The following is an 18,695-nucleotide window of genomic DNA, read 5'->3' on the forward strand; positions in this document are numbered from 1 at the left end:
TAAAAGGGCCTGCAGAATTATTGCAGGCCCTCAACGATACCGTCTTAGTTGACGAGGACATAACGGAAGTCAAGTCCGTTATCAGCGCGCTGATTTACCATCACACGATCGCTCACACCCCAAGATAGAGGCTGCTGATGAAGAGGCAGGTAGCCGACTTCATCTTTAACGATCTGGAACGCTTCCTTGATCATGGCATTCCGTTTTGCCTGATCCGTTTCAGAACCTACTTTTACAGTTAGCTCGTCCACTTTTGCGTTACAGTAGTTACCAAGATTAAAGAGACCTGTTTTGGTTTCTTTATTCTGACAGGAAAGCAATGAAGACAGAACGTTTTCACTGTCCATTGTACCCGGTGTCCAACCCAGCAGGTAGAAGCTTGTATCGAAGCCACCTGTTGCCAGAACTTTACCAAAATACTTGGATTTTGGCTGAGCCAGAAGGTTCACTTTAACACCAACTTTTGCCAGCATGGAAACAGCTGCCTGACAAATTTTCTCGTCATTGACATAGCGGTTGTTCGGGCAATCCATTGTCACTTCAAAACCATCTGGGTAACCCGCTTCAGCAAGCAACGCTTTTGATTTCGCAGGATCATATGCATAAGGTGTGTTCAGTTCAGGAACATGACCATTGATCTGTGGGGCAACCATCAGACCAGAAGGCGTCGCTGCACCGCGCATCACTTTTTTCTTGATCGCGTCAAGGTTCAATGCATGGGCAAATGCCTGACGGACACGAATATCCTTGAACGGGTTTTTGCCTTTGATGTTTGAATACAGAAGCTCATCACGGCCCTGATCCATACCCAGGAAGATTGTGCGGGCTTCTGGACCAGCAAGCGCTTTCACGCCTTTTGCTTCGTCAAGACGTTTCCAATCCTGTACTGGAATTGGGTAAACCAGATCCAACTCACCAGAAATCAGAGCAGCAACACGAGTAGCAGCTTCTTTAATTGGTGTGAATTCAACTTTGGTTACGTTGGAAGGAATGTCCTGCCAATAAGCATCGTTGCGTTCAAATGTCGTTTTGATATCAGCTTTGTGGTCAACAACTTTGAAAGGACCTGTACCATTGGCATTCAGGTTTGCAAAATTGCTGGTGTTATCCGCTGAAGCACTTGTTGCTTCCAAAGCGTTATTGGCTTCGGCCCATTCTTTGTCCATGATCATGATATAAACCAGATCAGCAGTCAGAATTGGGTTTGGCGCAGGCGTTTCAATGATTACTGTATAATCATCAACGATCTCAATGTTTTTGATTTTAGACGCACGGACTTTCTGGTCAGAACCTTCAGTCAGCGCACGTTTCCATGTGAAAACAACGTCCTGTGCAGTGAAATCGTTACCGTTATGGAATTTCACGCCTTTGCGAAGGTTGAATTTCCATTTTGTTGGCTCGATTGTTTCCCATGACTCAGCCAATCCTGGCACAACGCCCAGATTGTCATCATATAGGACAAGGCCTTCATAGATGTTTGTCAGTGTGACAAGCAAAAATGTTTCGTTCAAAGATTGCGGGTCGAGCGAGCTCAGGTTCCCCTGAAATGCATATTTGAATGTTTCGGCTTTAGCAACTGGTGCAGCAAGCGCAATCGCTGCTGCAGCTGCCGCTGCCATTAATCCATGACGCAATTTCATAAAAAGTCTCCCTTTTGACTTTAGTTACATAATTTCTTACCCGATTGTGGGTGTTCCCTGCCTTATTTCCCAAGATGTAAGACAAGATTGCTAGCGACAGTAAACAATACGAACCAGCCTGTCTATCCTGACAGGCAATCTTCGTTACTTCGCCAACTCGTCAATCAGCTTATGAATAAACTGTTCAGAGGCTTTTACCTGCGATAGTTCAATATATTCATTTGGCTGATGAGCGATGCCGATCGAACCCGGTCCACAAATAACAGTGGAGAATCCGGCTTCCTGGAATTGTCCGGCTTCAGCAGCATAAGAAACTGCCAAAGTATCATTTTTTCCTGTAATGGATTTACACAGCATCTCGGCTTCCCCTTCTTTTTCAGGTGCCAAGGCTGGTGTTGAGGAAATGACCTCGGTGGAAATAGAACATTCCGGATCCACCGCTTTCATCGCAGGCAACAATTCGTTCTCACAATAAGCATTGAACCGGTCAATGAAATCCTGAGGATTGTCTTCCGAAACATAGCGAATATCCCAGACGAATTCACACTCGCGGGAAATAATGTTCATTGCGGTTCCGCCGTTCATAACACCAACATGCAACGTCGTATAACCCGGAGATGGCGCGTAAGCGCTGTTCTGATCGGCTTTTTCTTTATTTTCAGCCATCATATCGGCAATGAAGCTGACAAGGCGCGCGCCTGTCATCACCGCACTCACACCATCTTCGACAAGACTGGAATGCGCTTCTTTGCCAACGATCTTGGTTTTCAGCCCAACGATCCCTTTGTGCGCTGTCACAATATCCATCATGGTGGGCTCGCCAACAACCACGGCCCGTGGTTTCTTGTCCTGCTTCACAAACTCTTCAATCATGCGAGGTGAACCGAGGCAGCCGATTTCTTCGTCATATGACAGTGCGAAGTGAATCGGCTTTTTAATCCCTTTTTCCAGCATTTCAGGCACCAAAGACAACGCAATGGCAGAAAAGCTTTTCATATCAGACGTGCCGCGCCCGTATAATTTTCCGTCTTTTTCGACAACCGTGAACGGATCAGTATCCCAAGGCTGGCCGTCGACAGGTACAACATCCGTGTGCCCGGATAAAACGATACCGCCCTCAACGTCCGGCCCGACAGTCGCTAAAAGGTTGGCTTTTGTTCCTTCATCGTTGAAAATCTTCTGGGATTTAACGCCATATTCCGCCAGATAATCTGCGACATAATCTATGAGATCGAGGTTTGAATTGCGGGAAACCGTATCAAAGCTAATGAGCTTTTCAATCATCTCAATTGGCGTTACTTGGGTAGCCACAGGAGCTCTCCTTTAGAATGTTTGATATCCACTGAAGTTGGGAACTCTATACATGCCAGAGGGGCTGTAAAGACAAAATGACATTCTGATCCCGAAAATATGACATTAATTTTACAAAATATATCAGCATTATTTTCGGTTATTTGAGAACGAAGATCAAAATACCAAATACGATCAAAAGGATACCCGCCGCCTCGACTTTATTCGTTTTTTCTTTAAAATAAAAATAGGAAATAATAAATGTGAACACCAACTCAATTTGACCAACGGCACGCACATAAGCTGCATTTTGCATGGCCATTGCCGTGAACCAGCCAACCGATCCGGCCATGCCGGTAACCCCGACCCAAATTGCAACTTTCCAGGCTTTCATGACAGCCTGCAATTGCCCTTTTTCAAAGAAGACCAGATACACTGTCATGACAACCGTTTGAAATCCCAGAACACAGACCAGCGTCATCGCAGCGCTGATAAACGCATCCTCGCCGGACAATGCCAGGGCACCGGCCCGATAGGCCACTGCAGAGACACCGAAGAAACCACCGGACAAAAGGCCATATAAAGCGGGTTTACCCGTCCAGCCCAGCAACACCTCCTTCGCTGTCAGATGGGCACCCGACGCAGAGATCAGTATTATTCCAACAAAACTAATGGTGATTGCGATTACAGCCGCGGTGCTGAGTGCATCGCCCAGCAGAACCAGTCCGAAAATAGCCGCCTGTACGGTTTCTGTTTTTGAATATGTCGTTCCAACAGCAAAATTCTTCAAACTGAACAGGGCAACAAGCAAGGCGGTTGCAATGATCTGTGCCAAGCCGCCAATGATCACATATGCGGTGAATTCTACATTAACAGTTGGCAGCGTATATCCGCTGCCTTTAACAAGAAAAACAATATAAACAAGTGCAAAGGGAAAACCGAAAATAAAGCGGACATAAGTTGCGCCACCTGTACTCAACCGGCCTTTAAGATATTTCTGTAAGGCCGTCCGAATGTTTTGAAAAAACGCGGCACAAACCGTTATCAGTATCCAAGCTTCCATTTGTCCTCACTCACCATAGTTGAACAGGAAGTGAGAACCATTTTGGTGGCATCTGTCAAATGCCACCAATGCATACCCCCTATGCAGAGTTTCCAAAGAGGGTGTCATCAAGCAGAATCAGTAATCGCATTCCACATCGCCAAGTTCGACATAGACGCTTTTCAATTCTGTAAAATGGTCTAGTGCGGCGGCACAGTTTTCCCGACCAATGCCGGATTGTTTACTGCCACCAAATGGGACACCCACCGGTGTCAGGTTATAATTATTAATCCAGCAACTTCCGGCTTTCAACTTCCGCACAACCCTGTGCGCCAAAGACAGGTTTTGGGTAAAAACACCGGCTGCCAGACCAAATTCGGTTTCATTGGCCCGCGCGATCACCTCGTCTTCATCCCTAAACGATAGAACTGACATGACCGGACCAAAAATCTCTTCCCGGCAAATCCGCATATCGTCCTGGGTGGCTGAAAAAACAGCCGGCGAAATGAAGGCGCCCTCTTCGCAACCGGGAACAGTCACCTTTTCACCGCCGGTGACCAGATACGCCCCTTCCTCGATACCCAATCGGATATATTCCATAACCTTCGCCGCATGGTCAGGATTGATCATTGCCCCCACCTGCGTTGATGACTCGCGCGGATCACCGATCACCATGGCTTCGGTTCGAATCTTAAGCAATGCGATAAATTCTTCATAGACAGCCTCGTGAACAAACACGCGGGTTCCGTTGGAGCACACTTCGCCCTGACTGTAAAAGTTGGCATTCATAGCCGCTGAAACTGCGTTGTAAAGCTGTGCATCATCAAAAATGATCAAGGGCGATTTACCGCCCAATTCCATTGTAACATGCTTTACTGTTCCGGCCGCATCTTCAAGTACTTTGCGTCCAGTGGGCACCGACCCAGTGAAGGAAACCTTGGCAATACCCGGATGGCAAGCCAAATGATGACCGGTTTTCCCAAAGCCATGTACCACATTAAACACGCCGTCGGGCACTCCTGCCTCAGAATAAATTTCGGCCAGGCGCATCGCATTTGTTGGGGTTAGCTCGGACGGTTTGAATATCATTGAATTGCCCGCGGCAAGCGCAGGCGCAGATTTCCAGGTCGCAATCTGTAAAGGATAATTCCATGCGCCGATGCCTGCGCAAACCCCCAGTGGTTCGCGAATTGTATAAGCAAATGCACCTTCCCCCAGATCCAAATGCTCGCCTTTTATATCGGCGGCAAGACCGCCGAAATATTCCAGCGCATCGATGGCACTATCTACATCGGCATAAGGCGTTTCTGAAATTGGTTTTCCCGTATCCAGTACTTCCAGCATGGCAAGTTCATCGCGATTTTTGCGCATAATATCTGCGGCCCGAAGCAGCACGCGCCCCCGCTCAATGCCGGGCATCCGGGACCAGGTTTCAAAGGCTGCCTGAGCCGCTGCGACTGCAATATCGACGTCCTGTTTACCGCCCCGATGTACCCGGGCAAGAACCTCACCCGTCGCGGGGTTGATATTTTCAAAAGTTTCTTCTGTCAGCGCTGCAACACCCTGACCGTTGATATAAAGCGGAATTTCCGCTGGGTTACCCATATCATTTCCTTTTTGGGTTGCCGTCATTTCAATTTGATTTGCCGTATATAAAACAGACTTGAACCAGTGGCACAAGTTTACCCAGAGAATTTATCCTAGTTGGGATTTGCCCAATATGCGGCCAGCGACCCAAAATTGACGCATTGCGCCATCAAAGAAGCGCATGTTTTATATTCAGAAGGTGGGATACATCGCCGTGATCAGATTTGGCGTAACTGAGAAGGCCATTCCATCATACGAATAAACAGCGGGATTATCGTTGAGAACGGTTTCAAGGCTGACTTTGCGTCCCCAAAGCTCATATAGATGGTTTAAAGTCTTTTCTGCATAAGTTGCTTCCAGTTCGCGGCCGTCAAACATATGTTGCAGCTTTAGCGTTCGCGCACCATCACCATCGCAATCAACAATGGTAATATCGGGTATGGCGCCCAATCCAACACTTTTCACCAACAGATCCCGCACAGGCTTCCAATCCTCGTCAGTCGAAATCTTGGAAACGACCCAATCCGACCCTTCGGTCTTTGCCTCGAACAAATCGAGCTTCTCCATTGTCTGACGGTCCATAAACCGCCGGATGAAAGAAGTATCCCGATCAGTTTCCCGAATTTCGAACATCTTATGGCGGACATCTGTTGCCTGAGGGTCATCAAAATGGTTGCGCGCCTCTCCCAAAATAGTCTCTTCGATCCGGTCCCACAGCGTAAGACCTATATTATAAGGGTTTAGATCACCTGGAATGGGCCGAACGACTTGATTGTGACGTACCAGAAACTCCATATGAATTTCTGCTGGCAGGTCCAGACTATTCATAATCTCCCTGTGCCAGTAACAGGCCCAGCCTTCATTGATAATTTTCGTTTCCATTTGAGGCTGAAAATAAAGGGCTTCTTCGTGAACAATTGTAAGCAGGTCTTTTTCCCATTCAGCAAGGCGCGGATTATTGTCCCGCACGAACAGCAGAATATTTTCCTCAGGCTCTAACGGGTTTTTATGCAGAACAGCGTCGCTGGAGAAGGCGGCGGCTGTCGGGTCGTCTTTTTGTTCCGCAAGCGCTTTCTCGATTTGGTCCTGGGGCGTCCGCCGTTTAATGGCCTGATTGCGCCGACATTGAAAGGAGAGCGCATGGGCGGCATCCAGAATACGTTCAACCGCCCCCTGCCCGATCGATGGATCTTCAACATATCCACGGATGCGATCTGCATGGGATTTAAACCGGGCGACAACCCGATTTGCCTCTGTATGACGAAAGGTGAAATTATTTTTGAAAAAGTCATTATGCCCATAGACATGCGCCATCGTCAGAACCTGCAGACATTCAGAATTATCCCGCATAAGTCCCGCGATACATGGGTCGCTGTTAATGACCATTTCATACGGGATGCCCTGAACGCCATAGTCATAGAGCGTCTTGGTTCTTTCAAATGATTTACCAAATGACCAGTGCGGGTAATGGGAGGGCATACCATGATAGGTCATCATGCCAAGCATCTGCATATGGTCGCAGATTTCAAACTCCTGAGGATAGCAGTCCAGTCCGAATTCCTCGACCTTTTCAGCTATTCTCTCTTCCCATTCCTGTAAATTTTTCAATGTATACTGACGTGACATCTTAAACCATCCAGCTTAGATATGGGGATTGAAGTTTGACTCGAAATCCTGCGCGCGTTCTCGATCACGGGATAGAAAGGCTTTGAATTTCGGCCAGACATCTGACTTCGCGGTAATGCCGATGGTGGTGAAATTCTCTTCTGTCAATTCATCAAAATGCTGTAGCATTGGTGTTCCCCATGCAATGCCTCCCACCGGCTTTATCTCACCGTAGCCAAATAGGTTGCAGCAGGCGCACAGCTCTCTTGCCAAAGCCAGCGTTCGCGGAACATCTTCTTGAAAATTATCGCCATCAGAACAATGAAAAGCGTATATATTCCATATAGATGGATCAAATCTATCATGTATGATATCAAGTGCTTTTCGATATCCGGATGAGATCATTGTTCCCCCGGATTCGCCCTTATGAAAAAAATCATCTTCACTGACTTCCTTTGCCTTTGTGTCATGCGCAATGAAGACAAGTTCGGTTTGGCGATATTTTAGGCGGACAAACTGATACAGAAGGAAAAAGAAGCTTCTGGCCAGATACTTTTTCATGACATTCATCGAACCGGATGTATCCATGAGGCAGATGACAACGGCATTCGATTCGTATCTGATATCGGGTTTATGTCGGTGAAACCGAAAATCTTTTGCGCTGAAAGGAAATCGTTTTTCCTCAGCTTCGTCGATTTCCAAGGGTTGCCCCTCTTCTTCTGCATTCATCATCTTCTGATGGGCAAATCGGCGTCTTATCCTATTTTTTACTGTGCGTTTTTTGTCAAGATGAGCCCGAATTCCAACGCGCTTCGTGCCACTCCGCTTGTGGGTATATTCACTTTCGATCGCGCGGAGCGGTTTGCTTTCAAGATCTGGCAGTTCCAGATCCTCAAACATGATTTCAACCAATTCGTCCAGTGTGACATCGGTTTCGTAATAGTCTTCTCCCGGCTGGTCACCGGCTTCACCCTCCTCAGCGCCCCCTTCCTGTTGCACTTTACCAACCTTGTCGCCCGGCTCAGTTCCACCATTACCTTGGGCCACACGCGGGTTATTCGGCCCATAAACAAACCGGTACTCCTTTATACCTTTGATAGGGATTTTTATAATATTATTCCCATCACGCCCGATTATGGACTGTTCAGAGATAACATCTGCAATATTCTCCTTCAGCACATCACGTAGTTTTTCGCGATGCCTCTGCCGGTCGCCAGAAGACCGGTCAGATTGCAGGCTGTCCGTCGGAGAATATGGACGAAAAACGGCGCCCATCTTACCCTCCTTAATCTTTCCATAGATGATTCGATGCGTATTTCAGAACAACATTGGCCGAAAACTCGTTGTAGCCGCGCTCCAGCATATTCTCGACCAGCGCACTAAACTTCTCTTGCTGTTCCTCATCTCTGGTGCGCGCCTTGGTAATAATTCGGCTAATGTCGCGGACCGATTCCATGAGTTTCTTCTCGATGGCTTCTTTCAAAGGTTCATAACTTTTGTAATTTACCTTTTTACCCCGACGACCGACGGCCCATAAATAAGAAATAACCTCCTGACGGAACCCATCAACGGACGATCCAATGATGGCGATCTGCTCCTCTATGTTTTTAAGGAACCCTTCATCGGGCTGCATTTCCTCTTTGGAACTGTTTTCCTTCAACGTCGTCTTGTTCACATAGGCTTCTGCATGATCAAGATAGTTTTGGAAAAGGGTTTCAGCCTGCTCTTCATAGGCATATACAAACGCCTTGGTGATCTCTTTTTCGAGGATTTCAAGATAGGCCTTATTGATCGTATCCTGTAACAAATCCAGATAATGTTTTCTGACATCATCCGCAAATTCCATATCCTTGACCATGCGGATCATAACTTCCCGTATGTGGATCGGCGTAATACCTTCAACTGTATCGGTTAAGGCCGTATCGATGGCTTTCATGATAAAACGCGGTGAAATTCCGCTCATGCCTTCGAATTTGGCATCCTCTTTCAACTCTTCTATGTCGATTTTCTTGGTTCGGCCTTTTTCAATGACTTCTTCACCATTATACAAATGCATCTTTGTCACCAGGTCGCATTTTGGTGATTTTTCAAGACGACTGAGGATGGCGAACATCGCCGCAATCTTGAGAGTATGCGGGGCAATATGAGATTTAAAGCCAGACCGACCCAACATTTTTTCGTAAATTTTCACCTCTTCATCAAGACGTAGATTGTAGGGAACCTTGACCGTCACGATCCGGTCCAATATGGCTTCGTTGGTGTGATCAGCCTTAAAGCGGCGCCATTCCGCTTCGTTGGAGTGGGCTAGAATCACACTATCAACATAGATCGTTCCGTGACGGCCGGGTGCCGGCACAAACTTTTCCTGTGTTGCGGTAATAATGGAATGAAGATATTCGGTTTCATTCTTGAAGACCTCGATAAACTCCACAATCCCACGATTGCCCGCATTAAACGCGCCGTTCAGATCCAGAACCCTTGGATCGCCCTCAGAATACTGGTCGAGTTTGGAAATGTCTTCAGATCCAATTAGAACGGATGTGTCCTGATTATTAGGATCAACAGGTGGAACAACGGCGATACCCCGCCGATGCATGCGCGAGAACGTACTCGTTGTTACAGGAAAATTCTCATATTTGCCGTCAAATTCATGCTCCAGACGGTACCGGCAAACCGGGCAAAGTTCACCCTCAATCTGTACTTCCAGCATTTCATTGAATTTATCCCGAAGCGGTCTGGGGATCAGATGCAACGGCTCTTCGCGGATCGGACAACCGTCAATCACGTAAATCGGATCTGCATCCGTCAGGCGCTTTTTCAATAATTCTGAAATTGAGCTTTTACCTGCGCCAACGGGACCCATCAGATACAGAACCTGACGGCTTTCCTCCCCTTTCATGGCTGCGGCATGAAAATAACGAACGATTTTCTCAAGTGGCTGTTCGACACCAAAGAATTCATCCTTAAAGAAATTATACATTTTTGGGGGATGATCTCCCCATAGTTTCAAGCTGCGTGCACTGTCATCCAGTGCGGCGTCTTCAACCATCCCGGCATCACAAATCACTTTGTATAAGTGCTTATGTGCGAGGGAATATATTTCAGGGTTTTTACGGACGAGTTCCAAATATTCAAGAAAAGTTCCGTTCCAGTTTTTACTTTTTCGTGTCGCTTGGTCTTTTCGAATTATCTCCTTAAAATCATTTTTGGTTTTGTCCATCTATTTCACTCCAACTTGAAAATAGCCGGGCCTAGAGCATCATACTTAAAAGGGAAAAATTCATTCGGCCCTTATATTAAAGGTGGTTAATGTAATGGAAAAATCAAGAAAGGAGCGATCAGATATTTCAGCGCACATGAAGCTTAACGTGTTATTCCACAATCGTTATTTTTATAATACCGAAACAAATAAAAAAAAGATTTTCCGCTTCAGAAGCGTTTTCTTCAAGAGCCGTAAAACCACAAAGAGCAGGCTGAAATTACGCCTGCCCCCTGTATTCCGCTGCCAGATTTTATGTGTTTCTTACAAGCTATCCCGCAACAGCTGAGCGGCATTTTCCAACTGTTCGTCTGTATGGGAAGCGGATACCTGAAACCGCAACCGGGCTTCGCCTTCCGGTACCACTGGAAAACCAAAGCCTGTTACAAAAACGTCTTTTTCCAACATTATTCCTGCAACTTTAATGGCAGTTGCCGTCTGCCCTACGATAACCGGGACTACCGCACTTTCACCTTCAAGCGGTGAAAGACCCAGTGTCTTAAGCCGTTCCCGAAAGGATGCGGCCTTATGCTGCAATAACGCGACCTTTTCAGGATGCTGATCGAGTAGCTCTAACGATTTACAGCCCGCGGCTGCAACGCTCGCAGGTAAAGCGTTTGAAAAGAGGTGTGGGCGAGACTTCTGGATCAGGCTCTCAGTCACAGATTTTGGCCCTGCAACAAAACCGCCGGTTCCAGCACCCAGAGCTTTCCCAAGGGTCCCGGTGAAAATATCAATTTTGTCCAAGACGCCAAAATGTTCCGCAACGCCACGCCCTGTTTTTCCCAGCACTCCTAAACCATGGGAGTCGTCCAGTACAATTAAAGCATCAAACTCCTGCGCGAGCTCAACAATTTTATCCAACTTGGCGATATCCCCCTCCATTGAGAACACACCGTCCGTCACGATAAGTCGCGACGGTGCATCTTTATGCTCAATAAGTTTTTGCTTTAGATCCGCAAGATCGCTGTGCTTGTAAACAGCTTTTACAACCCCTTTTGCTGTGGCACGAATACCATCGATCAGGCTTGCATGATTGAGTTCGTCTGACAGAATAACATCTCCGGGAACCGTAATTGCGGAAAACAACCCCGTATTAGCTGCCCAGCAGGACGAATAACTAAGGGACGCTTCGGTACCGTGAAAATTAGCAATGGCCTCTTCCAACTGGCGGTGAATGTCCTGTGTCCCGCAAATAAATCTTACAGACGCGGTGCTGGCCCCATATTTATCAAGTGCATCCTTAGCGGCCTGAACCACCTCGGGGTTATTTGCCAACCCCAGATAATCGTTGGAGGATAGAAGAGTTACTTCCCCAAAATTTTCCAACTCAATCTTTGAGCCAATGGCCCCTTTAATGTATTTGAGATGTTTATAGGTCCCGCTCTCTTCTTCCTGATGAAGGTTGGCTGATAACCTGTCGAGTAACGCTTTGCTCATCTTACGCCCCTTTAACCGTCCGTTTGAAGTCCAGAACGACTTTTCCACATGCCCCATCATCCATAAGCTGAAAACCTTTTTCATATTCATAAGCCGGCAAAACATGGGTGACCACTTTTTCAATCAAATCCGGATTTTTCAGCATGAAAGCTTCAACCTGAAACCAGGTTTCGTACATTCTGCGCCCCGTTACACCGATGAGACTGATCCCCTTCATTACAACCTTGCCCCCTAGATCCAGCTCCACCGGTCCGCCGGGTATCCCAAGCAGGGCAACCGTTGCACCCGGTGCGGCAATATCCAGCGCTGAATTCAAGGCGCGCCCATTCCCACTGACTTCCAAAACAACATCAGGACCCCGTCCTTCCGTAATATCCAATATCCTGGACGTACAATCCAGATCTCTGGGATTAACCACCAGATCAGGCTTCAAAGACGCTGCGATAGCGGCGCGGGCCTGATTGGGCTCCTGTACAGACACGGTTCGCGCGCCGTGGGCTTTTGAAATGGCGGCTGCAAACAGACCAATCGGACCGCCACCAACAATCAGAACGTCCTTTGACGTGACTTTGGCGGTTGTCACCATATGCATTGCATTTCCGACAGGGTCAAAAACAGCAGCATGTTTATTAGGGATCGCATCGGGCACTTTCCAAAGATTTGTCGCAGGAATTTCAACCTGTTCGGCAAAAGCGCCCGGACGATCGACGCCAATAATCTGGGTTTTTTCGCAAATATGGGCGTTTCCGGTACGGCAAAGTGCACATAGGCCACAAGCGATATGACATTCCGCTGAAACCCGTTCACCAAGAGAAAAACCGGTCACGTCAGCGCCGATAGCACTGATGAGACCAACAAATTCATGGCCAATCGTCATGGGGGTTCGAATGCGTCCGGAAGACCACTGATCCCATCGGTAGATATGATAGTCCGTGCCGCAAATACCGGTTGCGATAACATCGACCATCACCATGCCACGACCAGGTGCTGGTAAGGGTGGCTGGTCCGAAGACCAGATGCCGGGCTCCGGTTTGGCTTTTGATATCGCAAACATTTCATCTACTCTCTAGTAATTGGATAAAAATCCAGTATAATGGAATTACAGTTTGTACAATATAATGGATTTTTATCCTGTCAATAGGAATTATGACTCAAAAAATGCTTACTCCCCCAGCCGTCGGCAAAACGATAAACCGGCTTCGCAAAGAGAAACAATTAACACTCGACCAACTTGCCTCTCTCTGTGGTGTGTCGAAATCCATGTTATCTCAAATAGAGCGCAACGAGACTAATCCTACCCTCGCCATAGTTTGGCGTTTGGCGGAAGCATTAGATCAAACCATTGATGACTTGATCAGGGGGGAAGAAGGATCGGGCAGCCTTTCCATCGTCGCGGGCTCTTCGGTTCCTGTTCTGCACGACCCTGACGGTCAGTATAGCCTGACGATCTTAAGCCCGGCCGATCTGGTAAACGATATCGAATGGTACGAACTGAGGCTGGCGCCATCAGGGGCACTGGTTTCAGACCCCCACGCCCCACGGACCATGGAGCATCTGACAGTTCTGGAAGGAGAAATTTCACTGACAACCGGCGAAGAAACTGGTCTTGTCAAGACGGGTGAAACGGCACGCTATCGAGCGGACCGGCCCCATGCGATCCAAAATGCCAGTGACAAGGAAACCCGCGCACTGCTTGTTATGATGATCGGTAAATAGGACATACTATTCTGGAAGGATCAGGATCGCGCGGAAATCATTGACATTCGTTCGGGTCGGCCCGGTGAAAATCAAATCATTTAACGACTGAAAGAAACCATAGGCATTATGCTGTTTCAGGTATTCGTCAGTCTTTAAACCCAAACGGGCCGCCCGCACTATCGTATCCGGGCGGCAAATGGCCCCCGCATTGTCTTCCGTACCATCGATACCATCCGTGTCGGCCGCCAACGCATACACCGGATGTTCTGATCCAATAGCCTGACAAAAGGCCAGCAGAAACTCTGCGTTTCGACCACCACGTCCCAAGGGACCGCTATCATTTGAAACCGTTACCGTTGTTTCGCCGCCAGACAAAATGACGCAAGGCTTCTTAACCGGTTCATCATAAGCGACAATTTGTCGGACGATCCCCGCCATAAAAAGCGCGGCATCCCGGGCCTCCCCTTCAATACTATCGCCCAAGATCAGAGGCTCAATACCGTGTTCCCGCGCTTCCTGTGCTGCCGCTTGCAAGGATACTTGCGGGGTCGCAATCATTTTCAGACACTCTGGATCAAAAACCGGATGGGATACGTCCGGAGGCGCGCCTTTTTCAGCTTCCAAAAATGCACGGAGCCTTTGGGACACAGATATCTGATATCCATCAAGGATCCGCAGCGCCTCTACACAGGATGTCGTATCAGGAACCGTTGGCCCTGATGCGATAACCGACGGGTCATCTTGCGGTACGTCCGAAATCATGTAGGTCATCACTTTTGCAGGCCAAGCCGCAACCGCAAGACGTCCGCCTTTAATCGCGGACAGCTTTTTTCGGACCGTATTTATTTCTGATATCGTCGCCCCTGACTTGAGCAACGCCTTGTTTATTTTCTTCTTTTCAGCGAAATCAATTCCACCGGCAGGCAGCGACAGAAGCGCTGAACCACCGCCAGAAATCAGGCAGATCAATAAATCATTTTCTGTCAGGGAATGAGCCAGAGCCAAAATCTCGCGCGCCGCCTTCTCTCCCTGCTCGTCAGGGACAGGATGGCCCGCTTCAATGACGCGAATTTTTTTTAGTGGCAAGCCATGCTCATACCGCGTCAAAGCAATACCAGAAACTTTGTCCGGCCAATGCTTTTCAACTTCAGCCGCCATGGAAGCGCCCGCCTTCCCCGCAGCAATAACCACGACTTTACCTTTTGGTTTCTCTACATGCGTTAGATCAATTTTTCCTGATGGCAACGCTGCGTCCACCGCTCTGTCAAATAACGAGCGAAGGAAGAGGTCTGGATCAATCACTTTTGTCATATTTTGGCAATTCGTCGTTCAATTGGTAATAGTCCCCGGCAGAGCCCACAAATATATGGCTCTCAGACCGTAAATGGGTTGGCTCCTGCAAACACCCTGCGGTGAAATTAATAGTATCAGAACCCTTTTCCTGCCAGAACATATTGCTTCCGCATTCCGAACAAAAGCCACGAGTTGCGAATTTTGACGACGCATACCATTTCAACGTTGCATCAGAAACAAAGTGAAAACCGTCTAATTGGCTTTGAGTATAACCAATGAAATTCCCATGCGCTGTGCGGCATTGTTTGCAATGACAAAAAACAACATTACGAACCGGCGTCTTCACCTCAAACGAAACGCCCCCGCACAGACATCCCCCGCGCGCTTTAATCATGACCGATCTTCCTCACCTATGGTTGCTTGCTACCTTCAACTTCGACACGGCAATCATTGTAGCAGGCACCAAAGGAAAGGTCAGCCTTGGACGTGGGCGCCAAAGCAGAAACAGTTTGATTATTCGGTGTGGTTTTGAACCAGGATCCCTTGGGTGAATAAATCACACCTGGACGAACAGCATCTGTTATTTTCAGCGGCAAAAATACTTCACCCAAATCATTGAACACACGGACAGTGTGCCCCGATGTCAAATTCCGGGCTGTGGCATCTTCAGGATGCATTTCAACAAACGGAACATCCGCATTCTGGTCAATACCGCCGAAGGTCGAATTCGTCAACTTATTGGATGAAGGCGTTACAAGGCTGAGCGGATATGTCGTTTCCAGTGGGTTGTAAACAGGCACTGGTTGCCCAAACTGCTCTTCCAGATAAGGGGATCTGAATTCAATTTTTCCAGAAGGTGTTTGCGGGAATGTATTTTTAAAAACAATCACCTGCCCAACATCAGATTCCATCGATAACGCTTTTCCTACGGGAATTTCACTTGGTTTACATCCGCCAAGTCGAGGATCTTCAGGATCCAGCGCATCATCCATCAGTTGTTTATCAGACGCTTTAAAAAGATCGTCGGTAAATCCAAACCGCGCAGCAAGCCGCCTGAAAATTTCCGTATTCGGGAGAGACTGTCCCACAGGTTTAATCGCAGGTTCTGCCCGTTGGACATAAGGTTGGCCATATGCGCAAAAAATATCATCATGTTCAAAATGGGTCGCCGCAGGTAAAATAATATCTGCATATTGCATACTGTCTGTCATCGCCACATCACAACCAACGACAAAAATATCCTCGCGAGACAGCCCTTTTTTCATGGCATTCTGATCCGGTGAAACAATCACAGGATTATGGTTGTAGATAAAAACCCCTTTCAGCGGAATGTCGAGATCGTCCTCGGCCAGATGCCGTCCGATATCGATAATATTCAAGCTCCGTGTCCCCTCAGGAACAAGGTCGGGACGCACCAATTTAGCCGACGTTTTAGGAAACAGATTTCCAGCACCGCCGATAACCCCACCGCCAAGCAGACCAAACTTGTTACAAAAAGAGGGCAGCGCATATATCGCACGGATGCTGTTCCCGCCGTTCTGGTTTCTCTCAATGCCATTACCGACGGAAATCGCAGCAGGACTAGCATCTTTATAAAGCCGTGCCAGCAGTTTAATATCCTCTTCGGCCACCCCGCATAACGCACTTGCTTCGTGCAAATCACGCTTGCGCGCCTCGGCCATAACATCTTCAAAGCCCTGAACATGTTCTTCGATGAACCGGTGATCAAAGGCTCCCAGTTTTTCCAGCTCCAGTAACAAGGCAAACGCAAGAATAATGTCCATACCCGGTTTGACAGGCAAATAAAGATCCGCCTGTTCGGCAATCTTGATTTTCTTTGGATCGATAACAACCAGCTTCGCGCCTTGTGCTTTTGCTTTCTTGATAAGCGGTGCCAAATGAAGGTTGGAAAAAGTTACATTATTTCCCCAGACAATGATCAGTTTTGAATGCACGATTTGCTCAGGCTGCATAGACGCCATGGCGCCGAATGTTCCCTTGAATGCCGAACTTTTCACGCCTCCGCAAAGCGGGCTTCTCATTAGCAGGCTTGCACCCAACTTGTGAAAGAAACGCAAGTCCATTGAACCACCCGCGAGCATGCCGTGGGGTCCCGCATAATTTAGCGGAGTGATAGCTTGCGGGCCGTATTCGTCAATAATACGCGAGAAACCCTCAAAAACCCCATCCAACGCCTGATCCCATGAAATAGGCTCAAACGCACCCGTACCTTTCGGTCCGGTCCGCCGCAACGGGGTCGTCAACCGATTGCCCCCATGCACAAAGTCCGGATATGAACTGGACACCTTGTTGCAGATCACTCCATTGGTAAGCGGGTTGGCTTTCGATCCGCGAACTTTCGCTATTTTACCGTCAGACACAGTCACCGTTAAACTACAGGTATCGGGACAGTCCAGGGGGCATACGCTCGCAACTTCAGCAGACATGGTTTCGCTCCATCAAAAATCTGAGATCAATAATGTCGCAAAACCAGTCCCCTCAAAAGAGCCAATAAGCAAAGTTTCGAGGTACCAATACTAAGAAAAACGATTCGCACGATAGGGCCACAGGGGCAGACTATCGCGGTTCCCAAGCACGATGTCCCGAACCAACCTGCCCGTGGTCGGTCCCAGGGTCATTCCATAATGTTGATGCCCAAACGCGAAAGTCACCCGGTTGCTTCTTGGGGACGGACCGATAACCGGCAAACTATCTGGGAGCGAGGGTCGGTATCCAAGCCACACATCCTGTTCTTTACCATCCAGTGACGGCAGCATTTTCTGGGCTAAGGGGACCAATTTCCGAATGCGCCGATAATCAGGGCCAGCCTCAAGTCCAGCAAACTCCACCTGACTTGTCATCCGAACGCCCATTTCCATAGGGGCCAGAACAAACGATTTTTCGCCATAAACGATAGGCCGCTGGATCGTCGGACCGTTCGGGGTCTGGAACATCAGGTGATATCCGCGCTCTGTATCCAATGGAATATCCGCTCCGAATTGTCCAGCCAGATTTTTTGACCACGCACCCGTGCACAGAACAAGCCGACCGGCCTCGATTTTGTGGCTTTGGCCAGTTGCAACCAGCCCCTGTTCGTTTTCAGTAATCTGCTGAATTTCCGAGATCACAATATTCCCGCCGATTTTGGTAAAGGCATCCGCAATCCCTTTGACCATCTTCTCAGGGTTGAGCAGAAAGCGCGCACTGCGTTGAAAAAGGCCATGTTTGAAAATGCGATTTAATCCCGGTTCCAGATCATACAGGTCTGATTGAGAAAGAATTTCATAGTCAGTATCATGCGCATCCATAATGGCGCGGGCATCACTGGTGCCTTCAAATCCTTCCTCGCTGTCATAAACTTTCAACCAACCCACTTCCTTCACCAGATCAGAAAGTCCGGCAGCCTCGCTGATCCATTGCCAGTCTGCTGCGGCTGTCTCGCTTAACCGTCGCAAAGCGGCTGCGTTATGTGTCACACGTTCAGAACGGCCCTCGGCCAAAAAGCGCACCAACCAAGGCATGATTTTATGAAGGTAAGACCAGCGCAACGTCAACGGACCAGTGGTGTCCAGTAACATGGACGGCACAGATTTCCACAAACCCGGAAGGGAATTGGGTACACTGCATTTATCAACGATCGCCCCCGCATTCCCATATGACGTGCCTGCGCAAGGCCCTTTTTTATCAACCAGTGTTACATGCAGGCCTGCATGTTGCAGCAGATAGGCAGTACTGACCCCAACAATTCCGGCCCCGACAACGAGAACATCACATTTAGAAGAACTTGACACCTGCGCCCCCTGAATAAGCACTCAAACACATTCATAACCGAGGCCGATCC

Annotated in this window: 14 protein-coding genes; 1 reads left to right on the top strand and 13 read right to left on the bottom strand. The window is 48.1% G+C overall.

Translation table 11 applies throughout. The features are described 5' to 3' along the window. Positions 1-44: 44 nt before the first annotated feature. The 9 genes from OIR97_RS11810 to tdh form a co-directional block, all read right to left on the bottom strand. Entirely contained in the window at positions 45-1,640 is a 1,596-nt protein-coding gene (locus OIR97_RS11810; RefSeq protein ID WP_169545916.1) for an ABC transporter substrate-binding protein, read from the bottom strand. Positions 1,641-1,784: 144 nt separating this feature from the next. After that, positions 1,785-2,951, bottom strand: a complete 1,167-nt coding sequence (gene argE / locus OIR97_RS11815) for an acetylornithine deacetylase (protein WP_169545917.1) — start codon at positions 2,949-2,951, stop codon at positions 1,785-1,787. Between the two features lie 139 nt (positions 2,952-3,090). Next, positions 3,091-3,993: a DMT family transporter gene (locus OIR97_RS11820; protein ID WP_169545918.1), complete on the bottom strand. Its 903-nt coding sequence runs from the start codon at positions 3,991-3,993 to the stop codon at positions 3,091-3,093. A gap of 117 nt (positions 3,994-4,110) precedes the next feature. Further along, positions 4,111-5,577, bottom strand: a complete 1,467-nt coding sequence (gene betB, locus OIR97_RS11825; protein ID WP_181017952.1) for a betaine-aldehyde dehydrogenase — start codon at positions 5,575-5,577, stop codon at positions 4,111-4,113. A 174-nt stretch (positions 5,578-5,751) separates the two neighbouring features. Next, a complete protein-coding gene (locus OIR97_RS11830; RefSeq protein ID WP_169545920.1) occupies positions 5,752-7,185 on the bottom strand; it encodes a SpoVR family protein in 1,434 nt (477 codons plus the stop codon). Between the two features lie 15 nt (positions 7,186-7,200). Beyond that, positions 7,201-8,439 carry a YeaH/YhbH family protein gene (locus OIR97_RS11835; RefSeq protein ID WP_169545921.1) on the bottom strand — a complete coding sequence of 413 codons (1,239 nt, stop codon included), beginning with the start codon at positions 8,437-8,439 and terminating at the stop codon, positions 7,201-7,203. A gap of 10 nt (positions 8,440-8,449) precedes the next feature. Continuing rightward, positions 8,450-10,384, bottom strand: coding sequence for a serine protein kinase (locus OIR97_RS11840; protein ID WP_169545922.1), 1,935 nt, complete (start codon positions 10,382-10,384; stop codon positions 8,450-8,452). 303 nt (positions 10,385-10,687) lie between these two features. After that, entirely contained in the window at positions 10,688-11,863 is a 1,176-nt protein-coding gene (locus tag OIR97_RS11845) for a glycine C-acetyltransferase (protein WP_169545923.1), read from the bottom strand. A 1-nt stretch (position 11,864) separates the two neighbouring features. Then, the gene (tdh, locus tag OIR97_RS11850; protein ID WP_169545924.1) at positions 11,865-12,917 is read right to left on the bottom strand and encodes an L-threonine 3-dehydrogenase; all 1,053 of its coding nucleotides are present in this window, start codon (positions 12,915-12,917) and stop codon (positions 11,865-11,867) included. 104 nt (positions 12,918-13,021) lie between these two features. On the opposite strand from tdh, the gene OIR97_RS11855 reads away from it, so the two are divergent. Beyond that, on the top strand, positions 13,022-13,579 hold the full coding sequence (locus tag OIR97_RS11855) for a helix-turn-helix domain-containing protein (protein ID WP_219821755.1): 558 nt from the start codon (positions 13,022-13,024) through the stop codon (positions 13,577-13,579). A gap of 6 nt (positions 13,580-13,585) precedes the next feature. Here OIR97_RS11855 and OIR97_RS11860 read toward each other — a convergent pair whose 3' ends face one another. The 4 genes from OIR97_RS11860 to OIR97_RS11875 form a co-directional block, all read right to left on the bottom strand. Further along, complete coding sequence (locus OIR97_RS11860; protein ID WP_169545926.1) at positions 13,586-14,872, bottom strand: glycerate kinase type-2 family protein; 1,287 nt, start codon at positions 14,870-14,872, stop codon at positions 13,586-13,588. After that, on the bottom strand, positions 14,856-15,248 hold the full coding sequence (locus OIR97_RS11865; RefSeq protein ID WP_169545927.1) for a GFA family protein: 393 nt from the start codon (positions 15,246-15,248) through the stop codon (positions 14,856-14,858). The genes OIR97_RS11860 and OIR97_RS11865 overlap by 17 nt, the downstream gene beginning before the upstream one ends. 16 nt (positions 15,249-15,264) lie before the next feature. Beyond that, positions 15,265-17,301, bottom strand: a complete 2,037-nt coding sequence (locus OIR97_RS11870) for a molybdopterin-dependent oxidoreductase (RefSeq protein ID WP_169545928.1) — start codon at positions 17,299-17,301, stop codon at positions 15,265-15,267. A gap of 90 nt (positions 17,302-17,391) precedes the next feature. Then, positions 17,392-18,645 carry an NAD(P)/FAD-dependent oxidoreductase gene (locus tag OIR97_RS11875; protein ID WP_169545929.1) on the bottom strand — a complete coding sequence of 418 codons (1,254 nt, stop codon included), beginning with the start codon at positions 18,643-18,645 and terminating at the stop codon, positions 17,392-17,394. Positions 18,646-18,695 lie beyond the last annotated feature (50 nt).

It is taken from the genome of Sneathiella aquimaris (genome assembly GCF_026409565.1).
Taxonomy (GTDB): Bacteria; Pseudomonadota; Alphaproteobacteria; order Sneathiellales; family Sneathiellaceae; genus Sneathiella; species Sneathiella aquimaris.